A 20,919-nucleotide genomic window follows, 5' to 3' on the forward strand; every position below is an offset into this window, starting at 1 on the left:
CACCCGGGTGGGCGACGCGACGTCCCTACCCGTTCGGTATTCACATCCGGACACGCCTTGGCACGAGTCGAAACAAACCGAGCCTGCGTGCAGGGAACTGGGAAGAACAATGCAGCAGTCGGACGGTACCGCCGGTCACAGGCCCCCCAAACGCCGAACCTCCAGGCGCCGTGGCTCCGAACGGAGACGTATCCTCATCGGCAGCATTGCCGGCTCCTTGACGATATCGGCGGCGATGCTGGCCAGCCAGCCGGGATGGGCCGCCTGCTCGCCGGCGTCGGCCAACAACGTGACGGCCACTTGCACCGGCACGACTGTCAACCAGGGCGCGGGCGCGCCGGGAACAAGCGCAGGCACCGACGGCTATGGCTTAGGTGTCGAGACCGGCATCACCGTCAACGTCACCGACGGTGCGACGGTCAGCGGAACTGGAGGCGCATTCCCGACGGGAATCTTGGTTTCGACGGGGACCATCAACAACGGCGTCGGCTCGACTGTGATCGGCTCGCGGACCGGAATCAACTTCGACTCGGCCACGCTCAGCAACTTCGGCGCCATCACCGGCACCAGCCAGACAGGGGTTCTCGTCAACGTTGGCGCGACCATTACGAACTATGCGAGCGGCACGATTACTGGCGGCCAATATGCAATCGGGGGCGGCACTGGAACAACCAGCGTTGCAAATTACGGCACCATCACTGGGCTCACGGCTTGGGGCATTAGCGGCAACATTGTCACAGTCACCAATTATGCCGGCGCGAGCATCACCGGTCCAGGCTCGGGAATCTCGGGCCTCGATACCGCGTCCGTCAACAACTCCGGTACCATTACAGGCAACTTGGCGTTCGGCGGCATCGGCGTCAGTGGCAACAACGGCGTAACCGTCACCAACGACGCGAGCGGCAGCATTACCGGTGGTCTTTATGGTGTCTATACCAACGGCAGCGGCGCGGTCTCCAATGCCGGTACAATCACAGGCGGGAGCAGGGCCATCGTCTTCGGCACCGGCAACTCGTCCGTCTTCAACGCCGGCACCATCAGTGTGACGAGCGGCTTCGATGCCATCGTGTTCAGCGGCAGCGGCAACACGCTCACGCTCGCGCCCGGGTCGAGCATTACGGGCAACGCGGTCGGCACCGGCAACGACACCTTCCAGCTTGGCGGCAGCGGCGCCGCAAGCTTCGACGCGTCCCGGCTTGGTCCGGCGCAATATGCCGGTTTCGGCACGTTCAACAAGGTCGGCGACTCGACCTGGACCGTGACCGGATCGAGCGTCTTCACCGGAGCAATCAACGTCAACTCCGGCACACTGCTCGTCAACGGAGACATCACGGGCGCAAGCACCACCACGGTCAATGCCGGCGGCACGCTGGGAGGCACCGGCACGGTCAACCATGTCGTCGTCAACGGCGGTGCGCTCGCGCCCGGCAACGGCATCGGCACGTTGACGGTCTGGCACGGGCTCACCTTCACCGCCGCCTCGGCCTACATGATCGAGGTCTCCCCCTCGAGCGCCGACCGCACCAACGTCCTGGGAACGGCAACGCTCGGGGGCGCCACGGTGCAGGCCAGCTTCGCGCCGGGAACCTACGTTGCAAAGCAATACACGATCATGAACGCCAGCGCCGGCGTGAGCGGCACGTTCGGCTCGCTCGTCAACACCGGCCTGCCGCTCAATTTCAGCTCGAGCCTGAGCTATGATGCCAGCAACGTCTATCTCAACCTGACGCTGAACTATGCGCTCGACAGCCTGAACACGAACCAGCGCAACGTCGCAGGCGCGCTCACGAACTTCTTCAATGCGAACGGCAGTATTCCCGCCGTGTACGGCACCCTGACGTCGACCGGCCTCACCCAGGCTTCGGGCGAAGCCGCGACCGGGGGTCAGCAGGCCACCTTCAACGCGATGAACCAGTTCATGGGCGTGCTGACCGATCCGTTCATCGCCGGACGCGAGGAACCCGTGACATCGTCTGGCATGTCATCCTTTGCGGCCGGCGATACCAGGACCAGAGCGCTCGGACCGGAACGCGACGCCTATGCCGCCATGCTCACGAAGGCGCCCATCGCACGGGTCTACGATCCCCGCTGGAGCGTGTGGGCGGCCGGTTTCGGCGGCTCGCAAACGACCGACGGAAACACGGTGCTCGGCAGCAATAACACATCGAGCAGCCTGGCCGGCGTCGCGGTCGGCGCGGACTATCGCTTGTCCCCGGACACGGTCGCAGGCTTTGCCCTTGCCGGCGGCGGCACCAGCTTTTCGGTCGACAACAGCGGCTACGGCCGATCCGACCTGTTCCAGGCCGGCGCGTTCGTGCGGCACAAATCCGGCCCCGCCTATGTCACCGCCGCCCTCGCCTACGGCTTTCAGGACGTCACCACCGATCGCATCGTGACCATCGCCGGCGTCGACCGGCTGCACGCCGAGTTCAATGCCAACGCCTATTCGGGCCGCATCGAAGGCGGCTACCGCTTCGCGACACCCTGGCTCGCGGGCCTCGGTATCACGCCCTATGCCGCCGGCCAGTTCACGACTTTCGAGCTTCCGGCCTATGCCGAGTCGGTGCTGTCCGGCAGTCCAGCCTTCGCCCTCGCCTATGGTGCCAGGAGCGTGACCGACAGCCGCAGCGAGTTGGGCGTTCGCGGTGACAAATCCTACGCCCTGACCAATGCCGTTCTGACGCTGCGCGGCAGGCTCGCATGGGCGCATGATTTCAACGCCGACCGCTCGACCGGCGCCACATTCCAGGCTCTGCCGGGTGCGAGCTTCGTCGTCAACGGCGCCGCCCAGCCGCACGATTCCGCGCTGACGACCGCATCCGCCGAATTGCGATGGGTGAACGGCTGGTCTGCGGCCGCCACGTTCGAAGGCGAATTCGCAGACACGGTTCGCAGTTATGCGGGCAAGGGTGTCGTGCGCTACGCCTGGTAGGCGTGCCGTGTCGTATCCGGACAAGCAACAAGTCCGACACATCCGCGTCGTGGAACCGGCGTTGTTTCGCAAAGCCGACGCGCTGGAAATTTGAGCAACAGATTGTCACCCGTTCGGGTTACCCTCCGGGTTGAGCGCCCGTCCCCGCGGAGCATCAATCCTTGGAAGCCGAACTGCTCGACCTGATCTACGGCGCGGTTGCCGATCCGGATCGATGGCCGGACGTTCTGGTTGGCGTATCCGATCATCTCGGCGCGCTCGGCGGCATGCTGGCCTATGTTCCGCCGCGTGGAAGCCGGCTGCCTCCGGCGCAGATCCTCGGCCGTCTGCCCGAGGAGCCATCCGCGATCTTCCGCGAGCACTACGCCTGGAATCCCTGGACGCTCGCGATCACCAAAGTGCCGTTCGGCAAGGCTGTCAGCGCCAACTCCCTCGTCGAGCCCGGCTCAATCCGAAAGACCGCGTTCTATGCCGACGTGCTGGCTCCTTGCGGACACGAGGATATCCTTGACATCAACTACCAGGGCTTCGCCGTCGATGGCAGCGTCGGCGGTTTTGGATTTTGCCTCTCGGGGCGCGGCACCGATCAGGTGGATCGACGCGTCCGCCGGCTCGATCGGCTGAGCCCGCATCTCTGCCGTGCCCTGGATGCCTCGCTCCTGCTCGGCAGCCGCGCGGACGGGCAGCGGCAGCTCTCCGCCATCCTCGATATGATGCCCAACGCCGCCATGCTGCTCGACCGCGACGGCAGGATCGTACAGACCAACCGAGCCGCGGACGAATTGCTGCGTCAATCGGACGGCATCGCTTTCGATGCCGCTGGCAACCTCCAGCTCGTCTCCGCACGGGCCGGCGAGCGGCAGGCGCTGGCACGTGCGCTCAAGGATGCGCTCGCCGTCGCGTGCGGACTTGGCACCTCGCTCTCTCCGCCGGTGCGCGTCGGTCGCGCTTCAGGCGCGGCCCCGTTACTGGTAATGGCGGTGCCACTGCCGCGGCCATCCTTTGCATTCTCGGAACTGGTGGCGCCTGCCCGCGTGCTCGTCGTCATCGTCGATCCCGCAGCAAGGTCGCGTGCCACGGCCGCGGCGATCCAGACCGCCTTCGGTCTGACCGCCGCGGAAGCCCGCGTCGCGCTTCTGCTCGCAAGCGGCATTGCCGGCGCGCAAATGCCCGCGCTGCTCGGCGTAACGGCGGCGACAGTCAAGACCCATCTGCGCCGCTGCTTCGAGAAGACCGGGACGCATTCGCAGGTCGAGCTGGCGCGCCTGTTCGCGATGTTTCCGTCGACCGATATCGCCGACTGGTAAAATCCTCGGCGGACGCGGGACCACGGCAACCGGGCAGCGCCTGCGAGCGGGGGCGCGCTTTCGCTCTCCTCCTCGATTTATATCAACCTTTCATTGAAACCCGACGAAATTCAACCGATCTCGATCCGGCAGGACGACCAGGCATCGCCTCATCGACCTTCACTGGCTGGAACTTGCGCCCTACTATGCACTGCGCCGTGCATATCTACCCTGATCCAATCCAAAATTGACCCGACACACGATTCGCGGATATCACCAACAAGGGGACTGCGATCTACTGGGAATCTACTGGGAAATGTCATGCCGCGCATTCTCGTGGTAGACGATGATCCGATGGTCGGCGCGACCATCGAGGTCCTCCTCCAACGTCAGGGCTTTGACGTCACGCTGGCTGACGGCGGCGAAACGGGATTGGCTGCGCTGGAAGCGCAGACTTATGATGTGATGCTGGTCGACATCTTCATGCCGCATATGCGCGGCTTCGAATCCATCCGCATCTTTCACGAGCGCGCGCCGGCGATCCCGCTGATCGCGATGTCCGGCTACGCCTTCGCCTCATCCGCCTCGCCCTCTCCCGATTTCCTCCGCATGGCGCTGGAACTCGGCGCAACGCGGTGCCTGCGCAAGCCGTTCACGCCGGACGCGCTGCTGACCACGATCCGGGAATGCCTCGCCGGCGCCGGCGAGAGCGCACAGCCGAAGGACAAGAAAGAAGCCCCTTGATTCCAACGCAGCGCGTCATTCTCGGTGCTGGACTTGCCATCCTCCTGATCATCACCGCCGCCTCGATCGGACTCGACGTCAAGTCGCGGTCCGATGCGACCTGGGTCAATCACACGATCGGGGTGCTGAAGAAGATCTCCGACCTGCGCGTTCTGATGCGCCGCGCCGAGAGCGCCGCGCGCGGCTTCGAGCTCTACCGTTCCCCGAGCTTCACCGACGAATTCCAGGCGGTGCACGCCCAGATCGCGCCGGCACTTGCCGACCTCAAGCGCGGCGTGCGCGACTCTCCCGATCAGGTCGCGCTGCTGGAGGGCACCGAGCCGCTGGCGCTGCGCCGGATCGAGATCGCCGCCGACGCGATGCGCCTGCGCGCCGCGAACGACCAGGCCGGGATTGCCGCGCTCAACGGCAAGGCCGAGGGCCGCGGCCTGATGGACACGGTGATGGGCAATCTCGACCGCTTGAGCGCGGAGGAAGAACGCCAGCTCGCCGTACGCTCGCAGGACTCGCGCCGCACCGGCATCGTGCTGCTCGGCATCGACATCGCCGGCGCCCTGCTGATCCTGCTTCTGGTCGCGCTGCTGATGCGCGAGAGCCAGCGCACCCGGGTGGCGCTGCAGAGCACGCTGCACGAGACCAAGGCCGCCAACGAGGCGCTGGAGGCGGCGGTCGCCGAGCGCACCGAGCATCTCGTTGCCGCGCATGACGAGCTCCGCCTCTCGGTCAACGTGCTCCAGAGCACGTTCCGCAGCATGGCGGAGGCCGTGCTCGTGATCGACAACGAGTCGGACGTCCTGTTGTCCAATCCGGCCGCCGAACGCATCCTGCTGCATCGCGCCGGGACGAACCTGCGCAATCTGCGCGCGATGTCCGACGTCTTTCACGGCGACGGCGTCACGCCCCTCAAGGTCGAGGAGCTGCCGTCGGTGCGCGTGCTGCGTGGCGAAGGGTTCGAGGAGCTCGAGATGATCGTCCGCCCGCGCGACGGCGGCCCGGTTCGTCATCTCATGATCAGCGGCCGCCCGATGCGCGACGCGCAAGGGGAGATCTCCGGCGCGGTGCTGGTCTATCACGACGCAACGGCCTCGCGCGAGACCGAGCGGCAATTGCAGCAGTCGCAGAAGCTGGATGCGATCGGCAAGCTGACCGGCGGCGTCGCGCACGACTTCAACAACATGCTGACGGTGATCTCGGGCAATACCGAGACGCTGGTGGCGAGCCTGAAGGGGCAGCCCGAGCTCCAGCGCGTGGCGCGCCTGATCGACGATGCCGCCGAGCGCTGCGCCGAGCTGATCCAGCACCTGCTCGCCTTCGCACGCCGGCAGCCGCTCCAGCCGCGCAATGTCGAGATCAACGCCGCGATCACGGACATCGCAAAGCTCCTGCGCCCCACCCTCGGCGAGCAGATCCAGATCGAGACCGTGCTGGAACAGGGGCCGATGACCTCGCACATCGATCCGTCCCGGCTCACCAATGCCGTGCTCAACATGGCGATCAACGCCCGCGACGCCATGCCGAACGGCGGCAAGCTGCTGCTGGAGACCCACCGCGTCGTGCTCGACGAGGCCTATGCGCAGGCCAATGCGGACGTGGTGCCCGGCGCTTACGTGATGCTCGCGGTCAGCGACACCGGCACCGGCATGCCGCAGGGCGTCCAGGAGAAGGCGTTCGAGCCGTTCTTCACCACCAAGGAGGTCGGCAAGGGATCGGGCCTCGGCCTCTCCATGGTCTACGGCTTCGTCAAGCAGTCCGGCGGCCACATCAAGATCTACAGCGAGGAAGGCCACGGCACCACGATCAAGCTCTATCTGCCGCCGGGCGAAGGCACGGTGGACGTGGCCGCCAGCGCCACCCCGCAGGCCGAAGGCGGCGCCGAGACCATTTTCGTGGTCGAGGACGATCCGCTGGTGCGCAACTTCGTCACCGCGCAATTGCAGAGCCTCGGCTACCAGACGATCGCCGCCCCGGACAGCCGCGCCGCGCTGCAATTGATCGACGCCGGCCAGGCGTTCGATCTGCTCTTCACCGACGTCGTCATCCCCGGCGGCATGAGCGGGCGCGAGCTCGCGGAAGAAGTGGCCAAGCGGCGGCCGGGCCTGAAGGTGCTTTACACCTCCGGCTACACCGACAACGCCATCGTCCACCACGGCAAGTTAGATGACGGCGTGCTGCTGCTGACAAAACCCTATCGCCGCAATCAGCTCGCCGAGATGATCCGGAAGGCGCTCGGCGGCGAAATGCCCGCGCGCTGACGCGCGGCGAGCGAGCTAGCAATCGCGCTCTCAAATCCGGGTTCTGGAGCGCGCTCCTCTATCTCATTTCGACGTGCTGTGCCGCGTCGGCGTCACCGTGCTGGCAGGCACGGCTTCGGAGATCGAGAATGTCAGCCAAGTGTTCCAGCCTGACGGCCGGTTGGCTGCGGCAAACTCGCCATACCCCTTCAAGCCGAGAAAGGCATGGTTGCTTCCAATCGGGAAGATATATCCGATCTGTGGGCCGGCGCCGAAAACGCGCGAGCGGAAGCCGCCGAGAACGGCCGGCTGTCCGGAATCATCGGTGATCTGCTGATAGCCGTAACCGACGAAGCCGACAAAGACCTGCTTCGACAGAAACTGCGACACGCCCCAATCGAAATGGAAATCGATGCCGCTCTGGTATTGGGTGTCGGGGTTCTTGAAATTGTAGGTGAAGCCACCGACGCCAGAAAGTTCGGTGCCTGTCGTGGGGTTCAAGTAGGTGTAGCCGCCGCCGAAATCGATCGCCCCGTGGCCGAGGCCAATATTGGATAGCCTGAGCGGACTGTAGTCGCCGACCGGTATGTCGCCCGCGCCATAAACCATGTAGTTGTGGGCGCCGTTATTCCATTTGAGCCTGAAAGTCGGATAGAGGTCGCCATAAGAGACGAGCGCGTCCTCGAGGAAGCCATTGTGCGTAGAGACGATCGGCCCCGCCACCGTCGTCAACGTCCCGGCAAGGCTCGCTGAATTCCTGCCGTAGACGCTGGCTAGCGTCGCCGACAACTGGCCTCCGAGCACGGGCGTCGCAAAGGTGTAGGTCGGCGCAATGAGCATCAGGTCGGCCTGGCCGTGCACGGACAAATTGAGAGCGATGTTCACACTCGGCGAGAACCGCCCGACCTGGAATTCGCGCGAGGCGGCGGCAGCGCCCGATGCGCCCACGCTCGCGTGGTAATAGATCGCGGCGATCGACCAGCCAGGGGTGCTCGGAGTCGCGGAGAGACTGCCGTAGAGGCCCGGCAGCCAGAATGAAATGCCGCTTTCATCAGCAATGGCAATTTGCGGAGAAAGCACGGCCAGTGCCGCGGCAGCGAGAGCGCCACTCAACCATCGTTCGCGCACGATATAACTCGTCATGACTGCGCGCCCCCCACTCAATCTGTTGCTGTCGTTTGATCGCACGACTTCGGAACCAGCGCCCATCGGTTGTTCAATCGGACAACCCTTTCTTCAACATGGCCGCCTTGCGACCCTCTACAGCTTCCTCGCCGTCCGCCTTCTTCATTTCTTTCAACTCGACCGTCACTTGGCTGATCTTGCCAGGGAACTTGAATGGCACCTTATAGGCTTCTGTCACCGGAGTACCTTCGTCAGCGCCGACATCCGCACCTTCGTCCGCGGAGAAGCCACAGCATTGGGTGCGCTCTATCCGGCCCGTGGCAATATTCCGGCCGTTGACAAACAGAGTCCCGACTGCCCCCTTGCCGATCCCACCGCCGTCATAGGCGAACTCGAAGCGGATCGTGGACTTTCCGACAGGCAATGCCTGCTTCGCAGCTATCGTGAATCGCTGCAGACCGAGAAAATTGTACGTGTAGGTCGGTTTGCCGTCCTTCAGGTACAAACTCCAACCACCGAACCTGCCGGCCTGTGCAAGGATCGCCCCGCTCGCCCCTGCGTTGGGAATTTCCACATCGGCGGTGATCACATGCGAGCGGTTCTTCGTATTGATGAAGACGTTCTCGGACATTCCGATCATACCCTCGTGAACTGTCAGCGACGTGCGGCCGGCCATCAGGTCGGGCCGCCCGACCATGGCTGGGTTCAGCCGCTCCAAAGTCCGATCGTCGAGCGGCAATACGGAATACTTGACCGCTTCGTTGAGAAAGAGGTCCTGGAGCTCCTTCAGCTTGTCCGGGCTCTTTGCTGCAAGATCGTTCGTCAGGCTGAAGTCGGATCGCGTGTCGTAGAGCTCCCAGACATCCTGTTCCAGTGGCCTGCGATTGGTGGTTTCCCACGCCGCACGGTGAATCGTGCCCGCCAACCAGCCGTCGCTATAGATCGCGCGGTTGCCGAATATCTCGAAATACTGCGTCTTGTGCGGGCTCGCGGCTTTGGGGTCAGCAAAACTATAAGCCATGCTGACACCCTCGATGGGCGTCTGTGGCGTTCCATTGACGCTCTTCGGCTCGGGAATCTTCGCGGCTTCGAGGATGGTCGGGACGATGTCGATGACGTGATGCCACTGCGAGCGCACCTCACCCCTCGCCGCAACACCTTTCGGCCAATGGATCACCATGCCGTTGCGGGTGCCGCCATAGCTCGAAGCCACCTGCTTGGTCCATGTGAAGGGCGTATCGCCTGCGACCGCCCAACCGGCCGCATAATGGCTGTATGTCATCGGGCTGCCGAGCTCATCATAGTGCTTGAGAATATCCTGCACGCTCTCCTGCACTCCGTTGAAATAGGTCATCTCGTTGAACAGCCCGTTCATGCCGCCTTCTGCACTCGCGCCGTTGTCGCCGACGATGTAGAAAACCAGAGTGTTGTCGAGTTGGCCGGTCGCTTTGACAGCTTCGATCAGGCGGCCGATCTCGGTGTCTGCGTACTCGCCAAAGCCGGCGAAGACCTCCATCTGGCGAGCGAACAGCTTCTTTTCATCAGGACTCAGCGCGGCCCAATCCTTGATGGCTTCCGGCTTGGGAGCGAGTTTCGTACCGGGTGGCACCACTCCCAGCTTGATCTGGCGGGCCAGCGTCTCCTCGCGGAGCTTGTCCCAGCCCTGGTCGAACCTTCCCTTGTATTTGGCGATCCATTCCTTCGGCACGTGGTGCGGCGCGTGGGTTGCGCCTGGCGCGAAGTACATGAAGAACGGCTTATCGGGCGTCAGCGACTTCTGGTATTGCATCCAGTCGATCGCCTTGTTCGTCATGTCCGTCATGAAGTTGTAGTTGGGATCTTTGGACGGCTCGACCTGAGTCATGCCGTCATAGATCAGCGGAGCCCATTGGTTGGTCTCGCCGCCCATGAAACCGTAGAACTTGTCGAAGCCCTGGCGGGTCGGCCAGCGATCGGTTGGACCGGAGGGGCTCACCTCCCAAGCCGCGGTCTCGTGGTTCTTGCCGAAATGCGCGGTGCTGTAGCCATTCAATCTCAGTATTTCCCCTACGGTGGCTACGCTGTTGGGACGCTGTCCGGTCTGCCCCGGGAAGGTCGTCGCGGTTTCAGCGATCGATCCGAAATTGTTCATGTGATGGTTGCGACCGCTCAGCAGCGCCGACCGGGTCGGAGAACAAAGCGCCGTCGTATGGAATTCGTTATAGCGCAGACCTTCGTTCGCCAGCTTTTCCACCGTCGGCATGTGGATCGGCCCTCCGAAGGCGCCCGACTGACCGAAACCCATGTCATCGATGAGGACGATCAAGACGTTGGGTGCACTGGCAGGCGCCTTGACCTCGAAGCGCGGCGGCGGCGTCGCATTGCGTGCGTCGAACACGGTGCTGTGCGGATACGCCGGCTCGGGAATGGGCAGCACGGTACGATCGGTCGGCAGCACGACCGCGGGCGGAGCGACCTGTTGGGCATTCGCCGGAAATGGTAGCAGCGCGATCAAAGACAGCGCGGTGACGGCCGTTGTGATACGTCTCATGTCGGCTCCCTCGGCGAAAGCAGAAACAGCAAGTTCATTGATGAAATGCCGGGATGCGAACAGGGCGCGTCCCGCAGCTCGGCGGCAGCAGTCGACGCCGGATCAGCGGCGCCCGACGCGATTGACGGGGCCGCCGCGATTCATCGGCCTTCCCGTCACCCCAACACCGGGTGTGACAATCGCGCGCGCCACGGGGCGCGGCCGCAGCACGACCCCAGGCCTGACGATGCATCCGACGGGATATTCGATGTATTGGCAGTAAACCACGGCACTGGCTTGTTCAGTGCTTGCCGCGACGAAGCCGGCGACCAATCCTGCCGTCAACAGTGCAGATAGTCCAATCGAGAGCTTCATCCCTGCGTCCTCCGTTTTTGATTGCCAAATTTACCCGGTCGAGCCATCGACGGGTTGACACAGATCAATCCCCTTGGCGATCGGTCGTCGCCTAATACTTCGACCTCGAAGGGGGGCGGCTCATGAAGCGATTAGCGATTGCGATTTCAGCTCTGTCGTTGATGGTGAGTTCTGCTGCGCCGGCGCAGCAATACAAGATGCAAACTCCAATTCCGCCAGGCATCGCCTCGCCGGACAAAGTCGAGACGCGCCTCGGCACGCTAAACTTCTTCGACGGCTTCCCCGACGAGGCCACCGTCGAAAAGCTCTACGACAATCTCGACTTCCAGCGCGCGGTTCAGGCTTATTTGCTAGCGCTGCCGCCCGTCAGCCAGGCGGCAAATCGCAATGCGATTCTCACGCTGGGGTCAGCAAACACGACAGTGCCAATCTTCGAGCGGTTGATGAATTCGCGTTCGATATTTCTCACCGCGAACACAAATACCGTCTATAGCTGGATGTGGATCGATCTGCGCGACGGACCACTTGTTGTCGAGATACCTCCTAAGGTTCTGGGCGCTGTAAACGACATGTGGTACCGCTGGGTCGTCGATGTCGGCATCACCGGACCGGACAAGGGGGCGGGCGGGAAATATCTGTTTCTGCCGCCGGGTTACAAAGGTGAGGCGCCGGAAGGTTACATCGTTGTTCGCCCGCCGACGTTCAGCAACTGGATGCCGTGGCGCAGCTTCCTCGTTGACGGCGATCCAAAGCCCGGCGTCGACCTGGTGAAGAAATTCACGCGAGTTTATCCGCTGTCGCAGGCGCCCAATCCATCGGCCATGAAGTTCGTCGACCTGTCAGACAAACCGTTCAACACTGTCGCTCCGGCGAACTATGCCTTTTGGGAATTGCTCAATCAGGTCGTGCAAGAGGAGCCGAGTGAGTCGCTCGACCCGGTCAGGCTCGGTTTCTATGCCTCGATTGGCATCGTGAAGGGCAAGCCATTCGCACCCGATGCGCGAATGAAAAAAATTCTCACGGAAGCCGCAGCGGTCGGTGACGCTACCGCCCGCACCATCGCCTACAAAATCCGCCAGCAAGACGACTTCTACTATCCGAACAGTGCATGGCGGCTCCCGTTCCTCGGCGGCTATAAATTCGAGGATCAGCCGGGCGTGTTCAACCTCGACGGCTACATCATGTATTACTTCCTCGCCACCGGCGTGACGCCAGCGATGGAAGAAAAGATGGTTGGCCAAGGCTCGCAATATGCCTTCGCCGCAGTAGATGCTTCCGGCAACGCGCTCGACGGAAGCAAGAACTACAAGCTGCATTTGCCGCCCAACATTCCGGTCAAGGATTTCTGGTCGGTGATCGTCTACGGCAATCAGACGCGCTCTCAGCTGCAGACCGATCAGGAGTTCCCGGCGGTTGGCAGTCAGGCCAAGGGACTTCTCAAGAACGCCGATGGGTCTGTGGACGTTTATTTCGGCCCAGAAGCTCCAGCTGGCAAGGAGCAGAACTGGGTGCAGACTGTCCCCGGCAAGGGATGGAACACCATCCTGCGTCTTTATAGTCCGCTCGAGCCGTGGTTCAGCAAAACCTGGAGGCCCGGAGAGATCGAACCGCTGTTCTGATGTGGGCGGGCATCGCTGCCGCAGCCAGTCAATTGACCAGGGCAGCCGCCAGCTTCGGCATCTACCCCGATCCATCGCGCCTTGACTCGACAGAACTGCGGCCGAAGATGGTATGACCGTCGCGATCGATGCGCGGCGGTCGCTGGATGCTTCCAGACAGAAGGCAGCAGTTGGCACGCAAGCGCCGCAAATCGGGCCGGAATACACCTCGGGTACTTACCCAAGCGCCACTACCGACTTCGCAGTCGCGGAGCGCCGCGCAGTGGCCGATGCGTCGCATCTGGATTGCGGTGGCGGCGGTTGCCGTCCTCGCTTTCGGTGCGGCCTTCCAGTTTCTCAATGATAGAGGTCCGGTCTCGCAGCCCCCCTCTCCGCCCGCCGCGACCTATGTCGGCAGCGAATCCTGCGCCGGCTGCCACCAGGCCGAAGCGGAATTGTGGGGCGCCTCGCAGCACAAGGCGGCGATGCAGCACGCCACCGACCAGACCGTGCTCGGCAACTTCAACGATGCGAGCTTCGACTATTACGGCGTGCACTCCCGCTTCTCCCGCAAGGACGGCAGATTCCTGGTCGAGACGGACGGCGCCGACGGCAAGCTTGCAGTGTTCGCAGTAAAATATACGTTCGGCGTCGATCCGCTGCAGCAATATCTCGTCGAATTTGCGGATGGGCGCATTCAGGCGCTGCCGATCGCATGGGACAGCCGGCCGCGCGACAAGGGCGGCCAGCGTTGGCTTCATCTTTCGCCCGATGATGCCATTAAGCACGACGATATCCTGCATTGGACCAAGCTGAACCAGAACTGGAATTTCATGTGCGCGGAGTGCCACTCCACCGGCCTGCGCAAGAACTACGATGCGGCGACCGATCGCTTTGTTACCACATGGGCGGAAATCAGCGTCGGCTGCGAGGCCTGTCATGGGCAGGCCTCGCGCCATGTCGCCTGGGCGCGCGACCAGCAGAGCTGGTGGCCGTTCGGCAAGCGCCAGGACCCAGGCAAGGGATTGCTGGTGCGTTTCGACGAGCGCCAGGGCATCGACTGGCCAATCGATCCTGAGACCGGAAACGCACGGCGCTCCGCGGCGCCGGCCACGCTGCGCAAAGAAGTCGAGACATGTGGCTTGTGTCACGCACGGCGGGCCGGCTTCCGCGAGGACTGGATACCCGGCGAATGGCTGTCGCAGACCCATGCGGTGGAGCCGCTGGCACGCAACACCTATCATGCCGACGGGCAGATCCGTAATGTCGAAGAGCCCTATAACTATGTGCCATTCAAGCAAGGCAGAATGTTCGCGGCCGGCGTCACCTGCAGCGACTGCCACGAGCCTCACAGCGCCAGGCTTCGCCTGCCAGGCGAAGGCACCTGTCTGCAATGCCATGCGTCCGACAAATATGCGGATGTGAAACATCGCCACCACGCCGGGGCCGATCCGGCACCGACCTGTATCTCGTGTCACATGCCGGCCCGGACCTACATGGTGGTCGATGTCAGGCACGATCACGCCTTCAGGGTGCCGCGGCCCGACCTGTCCGTCTCGCTGGGAACGCCGAACGCCTGCAACGACTGCCATCGCGACAAGGCGGCGCCATGGGCCGCAGCAGCGATCGAGCGATGGTTCGGACCAGCCCGCAAGGGTTTCCAGACTTTCGGACGGACATTCCATGCCGCCCGCACCGACCAGAGCGATGCTGCCGCCCTGCTTTCGGTCCTGTCCGTGGATCGCCACGCACCGGCCGTGGTGCGCGCCAGCGCGCTCGGCGAACTTGCCTCGCGCGTGACGCCGGCGAACATGGCGACGGCCCGCACTGCGCTCGCCGATACCGATCCGATGGTGCGGATCGGTGGCCTCGACATGCTGGAAAATGTGGCCGCCAGCCAGATTTGGCCGCTGGCCTCGCCGCTGCTCGCAGATCCTGTAAGAGGCGTTCGCATCAGGGCAGCCTCCCTGCTCGCGTCGGTCCCGACTGCAAGCCAGCCATCAGGCGATCGCGCCAGTTTTGATCAGGCGGCCAGGGAATTTGTCACGGCGCAGCGCGCCAATGCCGAACGACCCGAGGCACGCACTGCGCTTGCAGATTTCCTCGCACGTCGCGGACAGACGGGGGATGCGGAGATGGAGTACCGGGCCGCGCTCAGGCTGAGCCCGCAACATGCGACGGCGGCGATCAATCTGGCGGACCTCTATCGCCGGATCGGCCGCGAAAGCGACGGCGAAACCGTTCTGCGCGCAGCGATCGCGGTGTCGCCGGGTGACGCGGCCGCGCATCACGCGCTCGGCCTTGCGTTGACCCGGCTGAGCCGGCCTGACGAGGCGCTCGCCGAGTTGCGGAGGGCAACCGAACTCGATCCCGATCGCCCGCGCTACGTCTATGTCTACGCGGTGGCGCTGCATTCCGGGGGGCAAGCCGATGAGGCCATGAAAATCCTGAACAAGGCACTGGAAAGCCATCCGGGCAACAGGGATGTGCTGTCAGCCTTGTTCTCGTTCAGCCGCGCGGCTGGCGACGCGAGGGCGGCGCTGGGCTACGCTGAAAGGCTCGCGATCATCACGCCGGACGACCGAAATCTGGCGGCGGTGATCGCGCAGATCAAACGGCAGATCGACGCGCCAAACGAGGGCACACCACCCAGAAACTAGCGCGTCGCCAGCAGCACGGCTGCCAGCGTGAAGATCAGCGCCGCGATCTGCCCCGGCCCCAGCGGCTCGCCGAGCGCGAGCGCGGAGGCGACGACGCCGATGACGGGCACCGCCATGGTGCCGATCGCCGCGACCGAGGCCGGCAGGCGCGCAAGGGCTGCGAACCAGCTGACATAGGCGATGCAGAACTGCCCGACGACCGAATAGACCAGCAGCCACCAGCCGAGCGGTGTCACCAGCGACAGATGCGTGGTCTCGAGCAGCAGGCCGGCGATGGCGACCGGCAGGCAGCCGAGCCCGATCTGCCAGGCCGCGGCCGTGATCGGCGGCAGCTTGATCGGGTATTTCTTCGAGAGCACCGTGCCGAGCGCAAAGCCGGCGGCGCCCGCGAGCGCCATGATGATGCCCGGCAGCTTCGCCTCGCTGTCGGCAAAGCCGTTGCCGCCCATGATCGAGGCGAGGCCCACGAAGGCCATCACCAGCCCCAACGTGCGCAGCAATGTCGGCCGCTCGCCCAGCACCGGCCAGGCGATGATCGAGGCCCAGACCGGCATGGTGTAGGCGATCAGTGCCGCCTCGCTCGCCGGCAGCCAGAGCAGCGCCAGCCCCATCAGCACCATCCAGCCGGCGACGTTGAGCAGAGCCGCGACCAGCAGCCGCGGCCAGATCTCGCGCGGCACTTTCAGGCTGTCACGGCGGATCAGCGCCAGCGCCGCGAGCAGAATCGCGCCCAGCACGCCGGGCACCCCGCGCAGGGTCAGCGGCGGCAGCTCGGCCAGCAGGAATTTCGTCACCGGCCAGTTGAAGCCCCAGCCGATCGAGGTGATGGCGAGGAACATCAGGCCGGCCGGGGCGATGCGCGCTCGCACGCCCGGCCGAGTCGAATCAAGCATGTGGGGTATCCGGCAAAATCGGGCCCAGCTTGGCGCGGATTCGCCGGCCCCACCACCACCTCGGCGGGCATGCCTGCCCTCACCTTCCGTAAGGCTACGTGAGTCCTGCTGGCGCAACCCCGTTGCCCAAAAATATACCTGCCCTGTGAAGAGCGGGGTGAAGGTCCGGATCACCACGGGACGTAAATTTTTTCAGTTGGGAATCCCTGAGGACTCACTGATACTTGCCTCCACAACAGGTGTGGGCTTGCCCCCTGTTATCCCCCGCAATCCACCATATTTAGTATTTGATTCAGGAACTCGCACTAGTTCTTGACGGGCGCAACGGAGAGTCCTAGCTTTCGATCCGTTCGGCGCGAGTGAGTTTGCGTCCCGCCGGCACTCCCCCAAAGGGTCCGCAAAACTGCACTCCGCCAGGCCAGACGAAGGCAGCGGGACGAGGGCTTGTCTGCCCGCGGCAAGCGGACTTTTCGGGCGCCAGAACGGGCCGGCAACAGGCTCGGATGGCATCGGTAGACGTTGTGTCGTTGTGGGGCGTTGAACGCATGTCGGGCCCATCCCCTTGGGGGCGGATGTGTCTGGACATGCCGGCGGATGAGAGGTGCTCGCACCCGACACCCCCCGGGAAAGAACAGGCCGGAACCACCGGCTGAACTGCGACGCTTTCCAGGCCAGGCGGCTGGGGAGAGCTTCGCGAAGTGCAATAGCGACCCGGGCGCCCCAGCGGAGGCGGTTCGGTCAAAGATGAAGGACGGGGCAAGACGATGCGGATTGAGCGGCGCCACACCACCACGGGACAGTCACCTTACGCCGGGATCGATTTCCGGCTGACCACGTCGGAGATTCGTAATCCCGACGGCTCGGTCGTGTTCAAGCTCGAGAACGTCGAGGTCCCGACCGAATGGTCGCAGGTCGCCTCCGACGTGCTTGCCCAGAAATACTTCCGCAAGGCGGGCGTTGCCGCGCGCCTGAAGAAGGTCGAGGAAGAGTCCGTTCCCTCCTTCCTGTGGCGCTCCGTGCCCGACACCGAGGCGCTTAGCCAGCTGCCTGAGAAAGAGCGCTATGTCAGCGAGCTCAGCGCCAAGCAGGTGTTCGACCGCCTCGCCGGCTGCTGGACCTATTGGGGCTGGAAGGGCGGCTACTTCACGTCGGACGCCGACGCCCAGACCTTCTATGACGAGCTCCGCTACATGCTCGCCATGCAGATGGTCGCGCCGAACTCGCCGCAATGGTTCAACACCGGCCTGCACTGGGCCTATGGCATCGACGGCCCCGGCCAGGGCCATTATTACGTCGACCCCTTCAGCGGCAAGCTGACCAAGTCCAAGTCGGCCTACGAGCACCCGCAGCCGCACGCCTGCTTCATCCAGGGCGTCGGTGACGACCTCGTCAACGAGGGCGGCATCATGGACCTCTGGGTCCGCGAAGCCCGCCTGTTCAAGTATGGCTCCGGCACCGGCTCCAATTTCTCCCGCCTGCGCGGCGAAGGCGAGAAGCTGTCGGGCGGCGGCCGCTCCAGCGGCCTGATGAGCTTCCTCAAGATCGGCGACCGCGCCGCCGGCGCGATCAAGTCGGGCGGCACGACGCGCCGCGCCGCCAAGATGGTCGTGGTCGACGTCGATCACCCCGACATCGAGACCTATATCGACTGGAAGGTGAAGGAGGAGCAGAAGGTTGCCGCTCTCGTCACCGGCTCCAAGATCAACCAGAAGCACCTCAAGGCGGTGCTGAAGGCCTGCGTGAACTGCGAAGGCTCGGGCGACGATTGCTTCGATCCCGAGAAGAACCCGGCGCTTCGCCGCGAGATCAAGCTCGCGCGCCGCAGCCTCGTGCCTGACAATTACATCAAGCGCGTCATCCAGTTTGCGAAGCAGGGCTACAAGGACATCCAGTTCGACGTCTACGACACCGACTGGGATTCGGAAGCCTATCTCACCGTCTCCGGCCAGAACTCCAACAACTCGGTCTCGCTGAAGGACGATTTCCTCCGCGCTGTCGAAACCGACGGCGACTGGAATCTCGTCGGACGCACCACCAAGAAGATCACCAAGACGCTGAAGGCGCGCGACCTCTGGGAAAAAATTGGTTACGCCGCCTGGGCGTCGGCCGACCCGGGCCTGCACTTCAACACCACCATGAACGACTGGCACACCTGCAAGGCGTCCGGCGACATCCGCGCGTCCAATCCGTGCTCGGAATACATGTTCCTGGACGACACGGCGTGCAACCTCGCCTCGGCGAACCTGCTGACGTTCTACGACATCCCCTCCAAGCGCTTCGACGTCGAGGGCTACGAGCATCTCTGCCGGCTCTGGACCATCGTGCTCGAGATCTCGGTGATGATGGCGCAGTTCCCGTCCCGCGCGATCGCCGAGCTCTCCTACGAGTTCCGCACGCTCGGCCTGGGCTACGCCAATATCGGTGGCCTGCTGATGACCATGGGTCTTCCTTACGACAGCAAGGAAGGCCGCGCGATCGCCGGCGCGCTGACCGCGATCATGACCGGCATCACCTACAAGACCTCGGCGGAGATGGCGGCCGAGCTCGGCACCTTCCCCGGCTACAAGAAGAACGCCGCGCACATGCTGCGCGTCATCCGCAACCACCGCCGCGCCGCCCATGGCCAGTCCAACGGCTACGAGGCGCTCTCGGTCAACCCGGTGCCGATGGACCTCGTCGCCTGCCCGCAAATCGACCTCGTCACCCACGCGCAAGCGGCCTGGGATGCGGCGCTCGAGCTCGGCGAGCAGCACGGCTATCGCAACGCCCAGACCACGGTCATCGCGCCGACCGGCACGATCGGCCTGGTCATGGACTGCGATACGACGGGTATCGAACCGGACTTCGCGCTCGTCAAATTCAAGAAGCTCGCCGGCGGCGGCTACTTCAAGATCATCAACCGCGCGGTTCCCGCAGCACTGCGCGCGCTCGGCTATCGCGAGAGCGATATCGCGGAGATCGAGGCCTACGCCGTCGGCCACGGCTCGCTGTCCAACGCCCCCGGCATCAACGCCTCGACGCTGAAGGCCAAGGGCTTCACCGATGAAGCCATCGCCAAGGTTGAAAAGGCCCTGCCGACCGCCTTCGACATCAAGTTCGCCTTCAACAAATGGACCTTTGGCGAGGATTTTATTCGCGACCAGCTGGGCATTGGCGCAGAAGCCATTGCCGCGCCGGGCTTCGACCTGCTCCAGGCGGTCGGATTTACAAAACGCGAGATCGAGGCGGCCAACGTCCACATCTGCGGCGCGATGACGGTGGAAGGTGCCCCGCACCTCAAGGCCGAGCACTATCCGGTGTTCGACTGCGCCAATCCCTGCGGCAAGATCGGCAAGCGTTATCTGTCGGTCGAGAGCCACATCCGCATGATGGCGGCTGCCCAGCCCTTCATCTCGGGTGCGATCTCCAAGACCATCAACATGCCGAACGACGCCACGGTGGAGGACTGCAAGTCCGCCTACATGCTGTCGTGGAAACTCGCGCTGAAGGCCAACGCGCTCTATCGCGACGGCTCAAAACTGTCCCAGCCGCTCAACTCGCAGCTCATCAGCGATGATGAGGACGAGGACGATGCGGTCGAGGCTCTCTACGAGAAGCCGATGGCCGCGCGTGCCACGCAGGTCTCGGAAAAGATCGTCGAGAAGCTGGTCGAGCGCATCATCGTGATGCGCGAGCGCGAGAAGATGCCGGATCGCCGCAAGGGCTACACCCAGAAGGCGGTCGTCGGCGGCCACAAGGTCTACTTGCGCACCGGCGAATATGACGACGGCCGTCTCGGCGAGATCTTCATCGACATGCACAAGGAAGGCGCAGCGCTCCGCTCCTTCATCAACAACTTTGCCATCGCGGTGTCGCTGGGCCTCCAGTACGGCGTGCCGCTCGAGGAATATGTCGACGCCTTCACCTTCACCCGCTTCGAGCCGGCGGGCCCCGTGCAGGGCAACGACAGCATCAAGTACGCGACCTCGATCCTCGACTACGTCTTCCGCGAGCTCGCGGTGAGCTACATGTCGCGCTTCGACCTCGCCCATGTCGACCCGACCGAGTCGAACTTCGACGCGCTCGGCAAGGGCGTCGAGGAAGGCAAGGAGCCGGAGGAGCCGAACCACCAGGCGACCCGGCTGGTCTCGCGCGGCCTCACCCGCTCCCGCACCGACAATCTGTTCGTGATGCGCGGCGGCTCCGCGGCGGTCGCGCAAGGCAACGACAGCGCGCCGTCCGGCGGCAGCAAGGTCACCGCTCTCGCCGGCCACGGCGCGGGCCGTGCCGGCGACGTCCTGGAAGGCGCAGTCGCGCTGAAGCAGGAAGTGGCCCACGACCTCTCGCCCACCGAGAAGCTGGAAGCCCTCCAGTGGAGCAAGGCCGGCAGCGCCGCGACGGTCGCGGCTCCCAGCAAGGCCGAGCGCCGCGCGGAAGCCAAGGCCAAGGGCTACGAAGGCGAGATGTGCAGCGAGTGCGGCAACTTCACGCTGGTGCGGAATGGCACCTGCATGAAGTGCGATACGTGTGGAAGCACGACGGGGTGTTCGTGATAGTCAAGAAAGCGGACCGGGGCGCTGATTGATC

11 protein-coding genes are annotated in these 20,919 nt (G+C 64.0%); 7 read left to right on the forward strand and 4 right to left on the reverse strand.

Annotation, left to right across the window (positions count from 1 at the left end; genetic code table 11):
* Nucleotides 1-235: 235 nt before the first annotated feature.
* The 4 genes from AC1RUR_RS24315 to AC1RUR_RS24330 all read left to right on the forward strand — a co-directional run bounded on the left by AC1RUR_RS24315 (nucleotide 236) and on the right by AC1RUR_RS24330 (nucleotide 7,214).
* Nucleotides 236-2,932, forward strand: a complete 2,697-nt coding sequence (locus AC1RUR_RS24315) for an autotransporter outer membrane beta-barrel domain-containing protein (RefSeq protein ID WP_492848623.1) — start codon at nucleotides 236-238, stop codon at nucleotides 2,930-2,932.
* A gap of 161 nt (nucleotides 2,933-3,093) precedes the next feature.
* On the forward strand, nucleotides 3,094-4,239 hold the full coding sequence (locus AC1RUR_RS24320) for a helix-turn-helix transcriptional regulator (RefSeq protein ID WP_492848625.1): 1,146 nt from the start codon (nucleotides 3,094-3,096) through the stop codon (nucleotides 4,237-4,239).
* A 300-nt stretch (nucleotides 4,240-4,539) separates the two neighbouring features.
* On the forward strand, nucleotides 4,540-4,962 hold the full coding sequence (locus AC1RUR_RS24325; protein ID WP_492848627.1) for a response regulator: 423 nt from the start codon (nucleotides 4,540-4,542) through the stop codon (nucleotides 4,960-4,962).
* On the forward strand, nucleotides 4,959-7,214 hold the full coding sequence (locus AC1RUR_RS24330) for a CHASE3 domain-containing protein (RefSeq protein ID WP_492848629.1): 2,256 nt from the start codon (nucleotides 4,959-4,961) through the stop codon (nucleotides 7,212-7,214). Before AC1RUR_RS24325 ends, AC1RUR_RS24330 begins: the two co-directional genes overlap by 4 nt.
* Before the next feature lie 63 nt (nucleotides 7,215-7,277).
* Here the strand turns inward: AC1RUR_RS24330 and AC1RUR_RS24335 are convergent, their stop codons facing one another.
* The 3 genes from AC1RUR_RS24335 to AC1RUR_RS24345 all read right to left on the reverse strand — a co-directional run bounded on the left by AC1RUR_RS24335 (nucleotide 7,278) and on the right by AC1RUR_RS24345 (nucleotide 11,202).
* Complete coding sequence (locus AC1RUR_RS24335) at nucleotides 7,278-8,336, reverse strand: SphA family protein (protein ID WP_492848631.1); 1,059 nt, start codon at nucleotides 8,334-8,336, stop codon at nucleotides 7,278-7,280.
* A gap of 73 nt (nucleotides 8,337-8,409) precedes the next feature.
* Nucleotides 8,410-10,848 (reverse strand): arylsulfatase, encoded by a 2,439-nt coding sequence (locus AC1RUR_RS24340; protein ID WP_492848633.1) that lies wholly within the window; start codon nucleotides 10,846-10,848, stop codon nucleotides 8,410-8,412.
* Between the two features lie 102 nt (nucleotides 10,849-10,950).
* Nucleotides 10,951-11,202 carry a hypothetical protein gene (locus AC1RUR_RS24345; protein WP_492848635.1) on the reverse strand — a complete coding sequence of 84 codons (252 nt, stop codon included), beginning with the start codon at nucleotides 11,200-11,202 and terminating at the stop codon, nucleotides 10,951-10,953.
* 122 nt (nucleotides 11,203-11,324) lie between these two features.
* Here AC1RUR_RS24345 and AC1RUR_RS24350 point away from each other — a divergent pair, with 122 nt between their 5' ends.
* On the forward strand, nucleotides 11,325-12,821 hold the full coding sequence (locus AC1RUR_RS24350; RefSeq protein WP_492848637.1) for a DUF1254 domain-containing protein: 1,497 nt from the start codon (nucleotides 11,325-11,327) through the stop codon (nucleotides 12,819-12,821).
* A 269-nt stretch (nucleotides 12,822-13,090) separates the two neighbouring features.
* Nucleotides 13,091-15,460: a tetratricopeptide repeat protein gene (locus tag AC1RUR_RS24355; RefSeq protein ID WP_492848639.1), complete on the forward strand. Its 2,370-nt coding sequence runs from the start codon at nucleotides 13,091-13,093 to the stop codon at nucleotides 15,458-15,460.
* On the opposite strand, the gene AC1RUR_RS24360 is transcribed toward AC1RUR_RS24355, so the two are convergent.
* Nucleotides 15,457-16,353 carry a DMT family transporter gene (locus AC1RUR_RS24360; RefSeq protein ID WP_492848641.1) on the reverse strand — a complete coding sequence of 299 codons (897 nt, stop codon included), beginning with the start codon at nucleotides 16,351-16,353 and terminating at the stop codon, nucleotides 15,457-15,459. The genes AC1RUR_RS24355 and AC1RUR_RS24360 overlap by 4 nt on opposite strands.
* A gap of 764 nt (nucleotides 16,354-17,117) precedes the next feature.
* On the opposite strand from AC1RUR_RS24360, the gene AC1RUR_RS24365 reads away from it, so the two are divergent.
* Nucleotides 17,118-20,885: a vitamin B12-dependent ribonucleotide reductase gene (locus tag AC1RUR_RS24365; protein WP_492848643.1), complete on the forward strand. Its 3,768-nt coding sequence runs from the start codon at nucleotides 17,118-17,120 to the stop codon at nucleotides 20,883-20,885.
* Nucleotides 20,886-20,919: the final 34 nt, after the last annotated feature.

The organism is Bradyrhizobium sp. GW821-FHT12B03, from assembly GCF_058807535.1.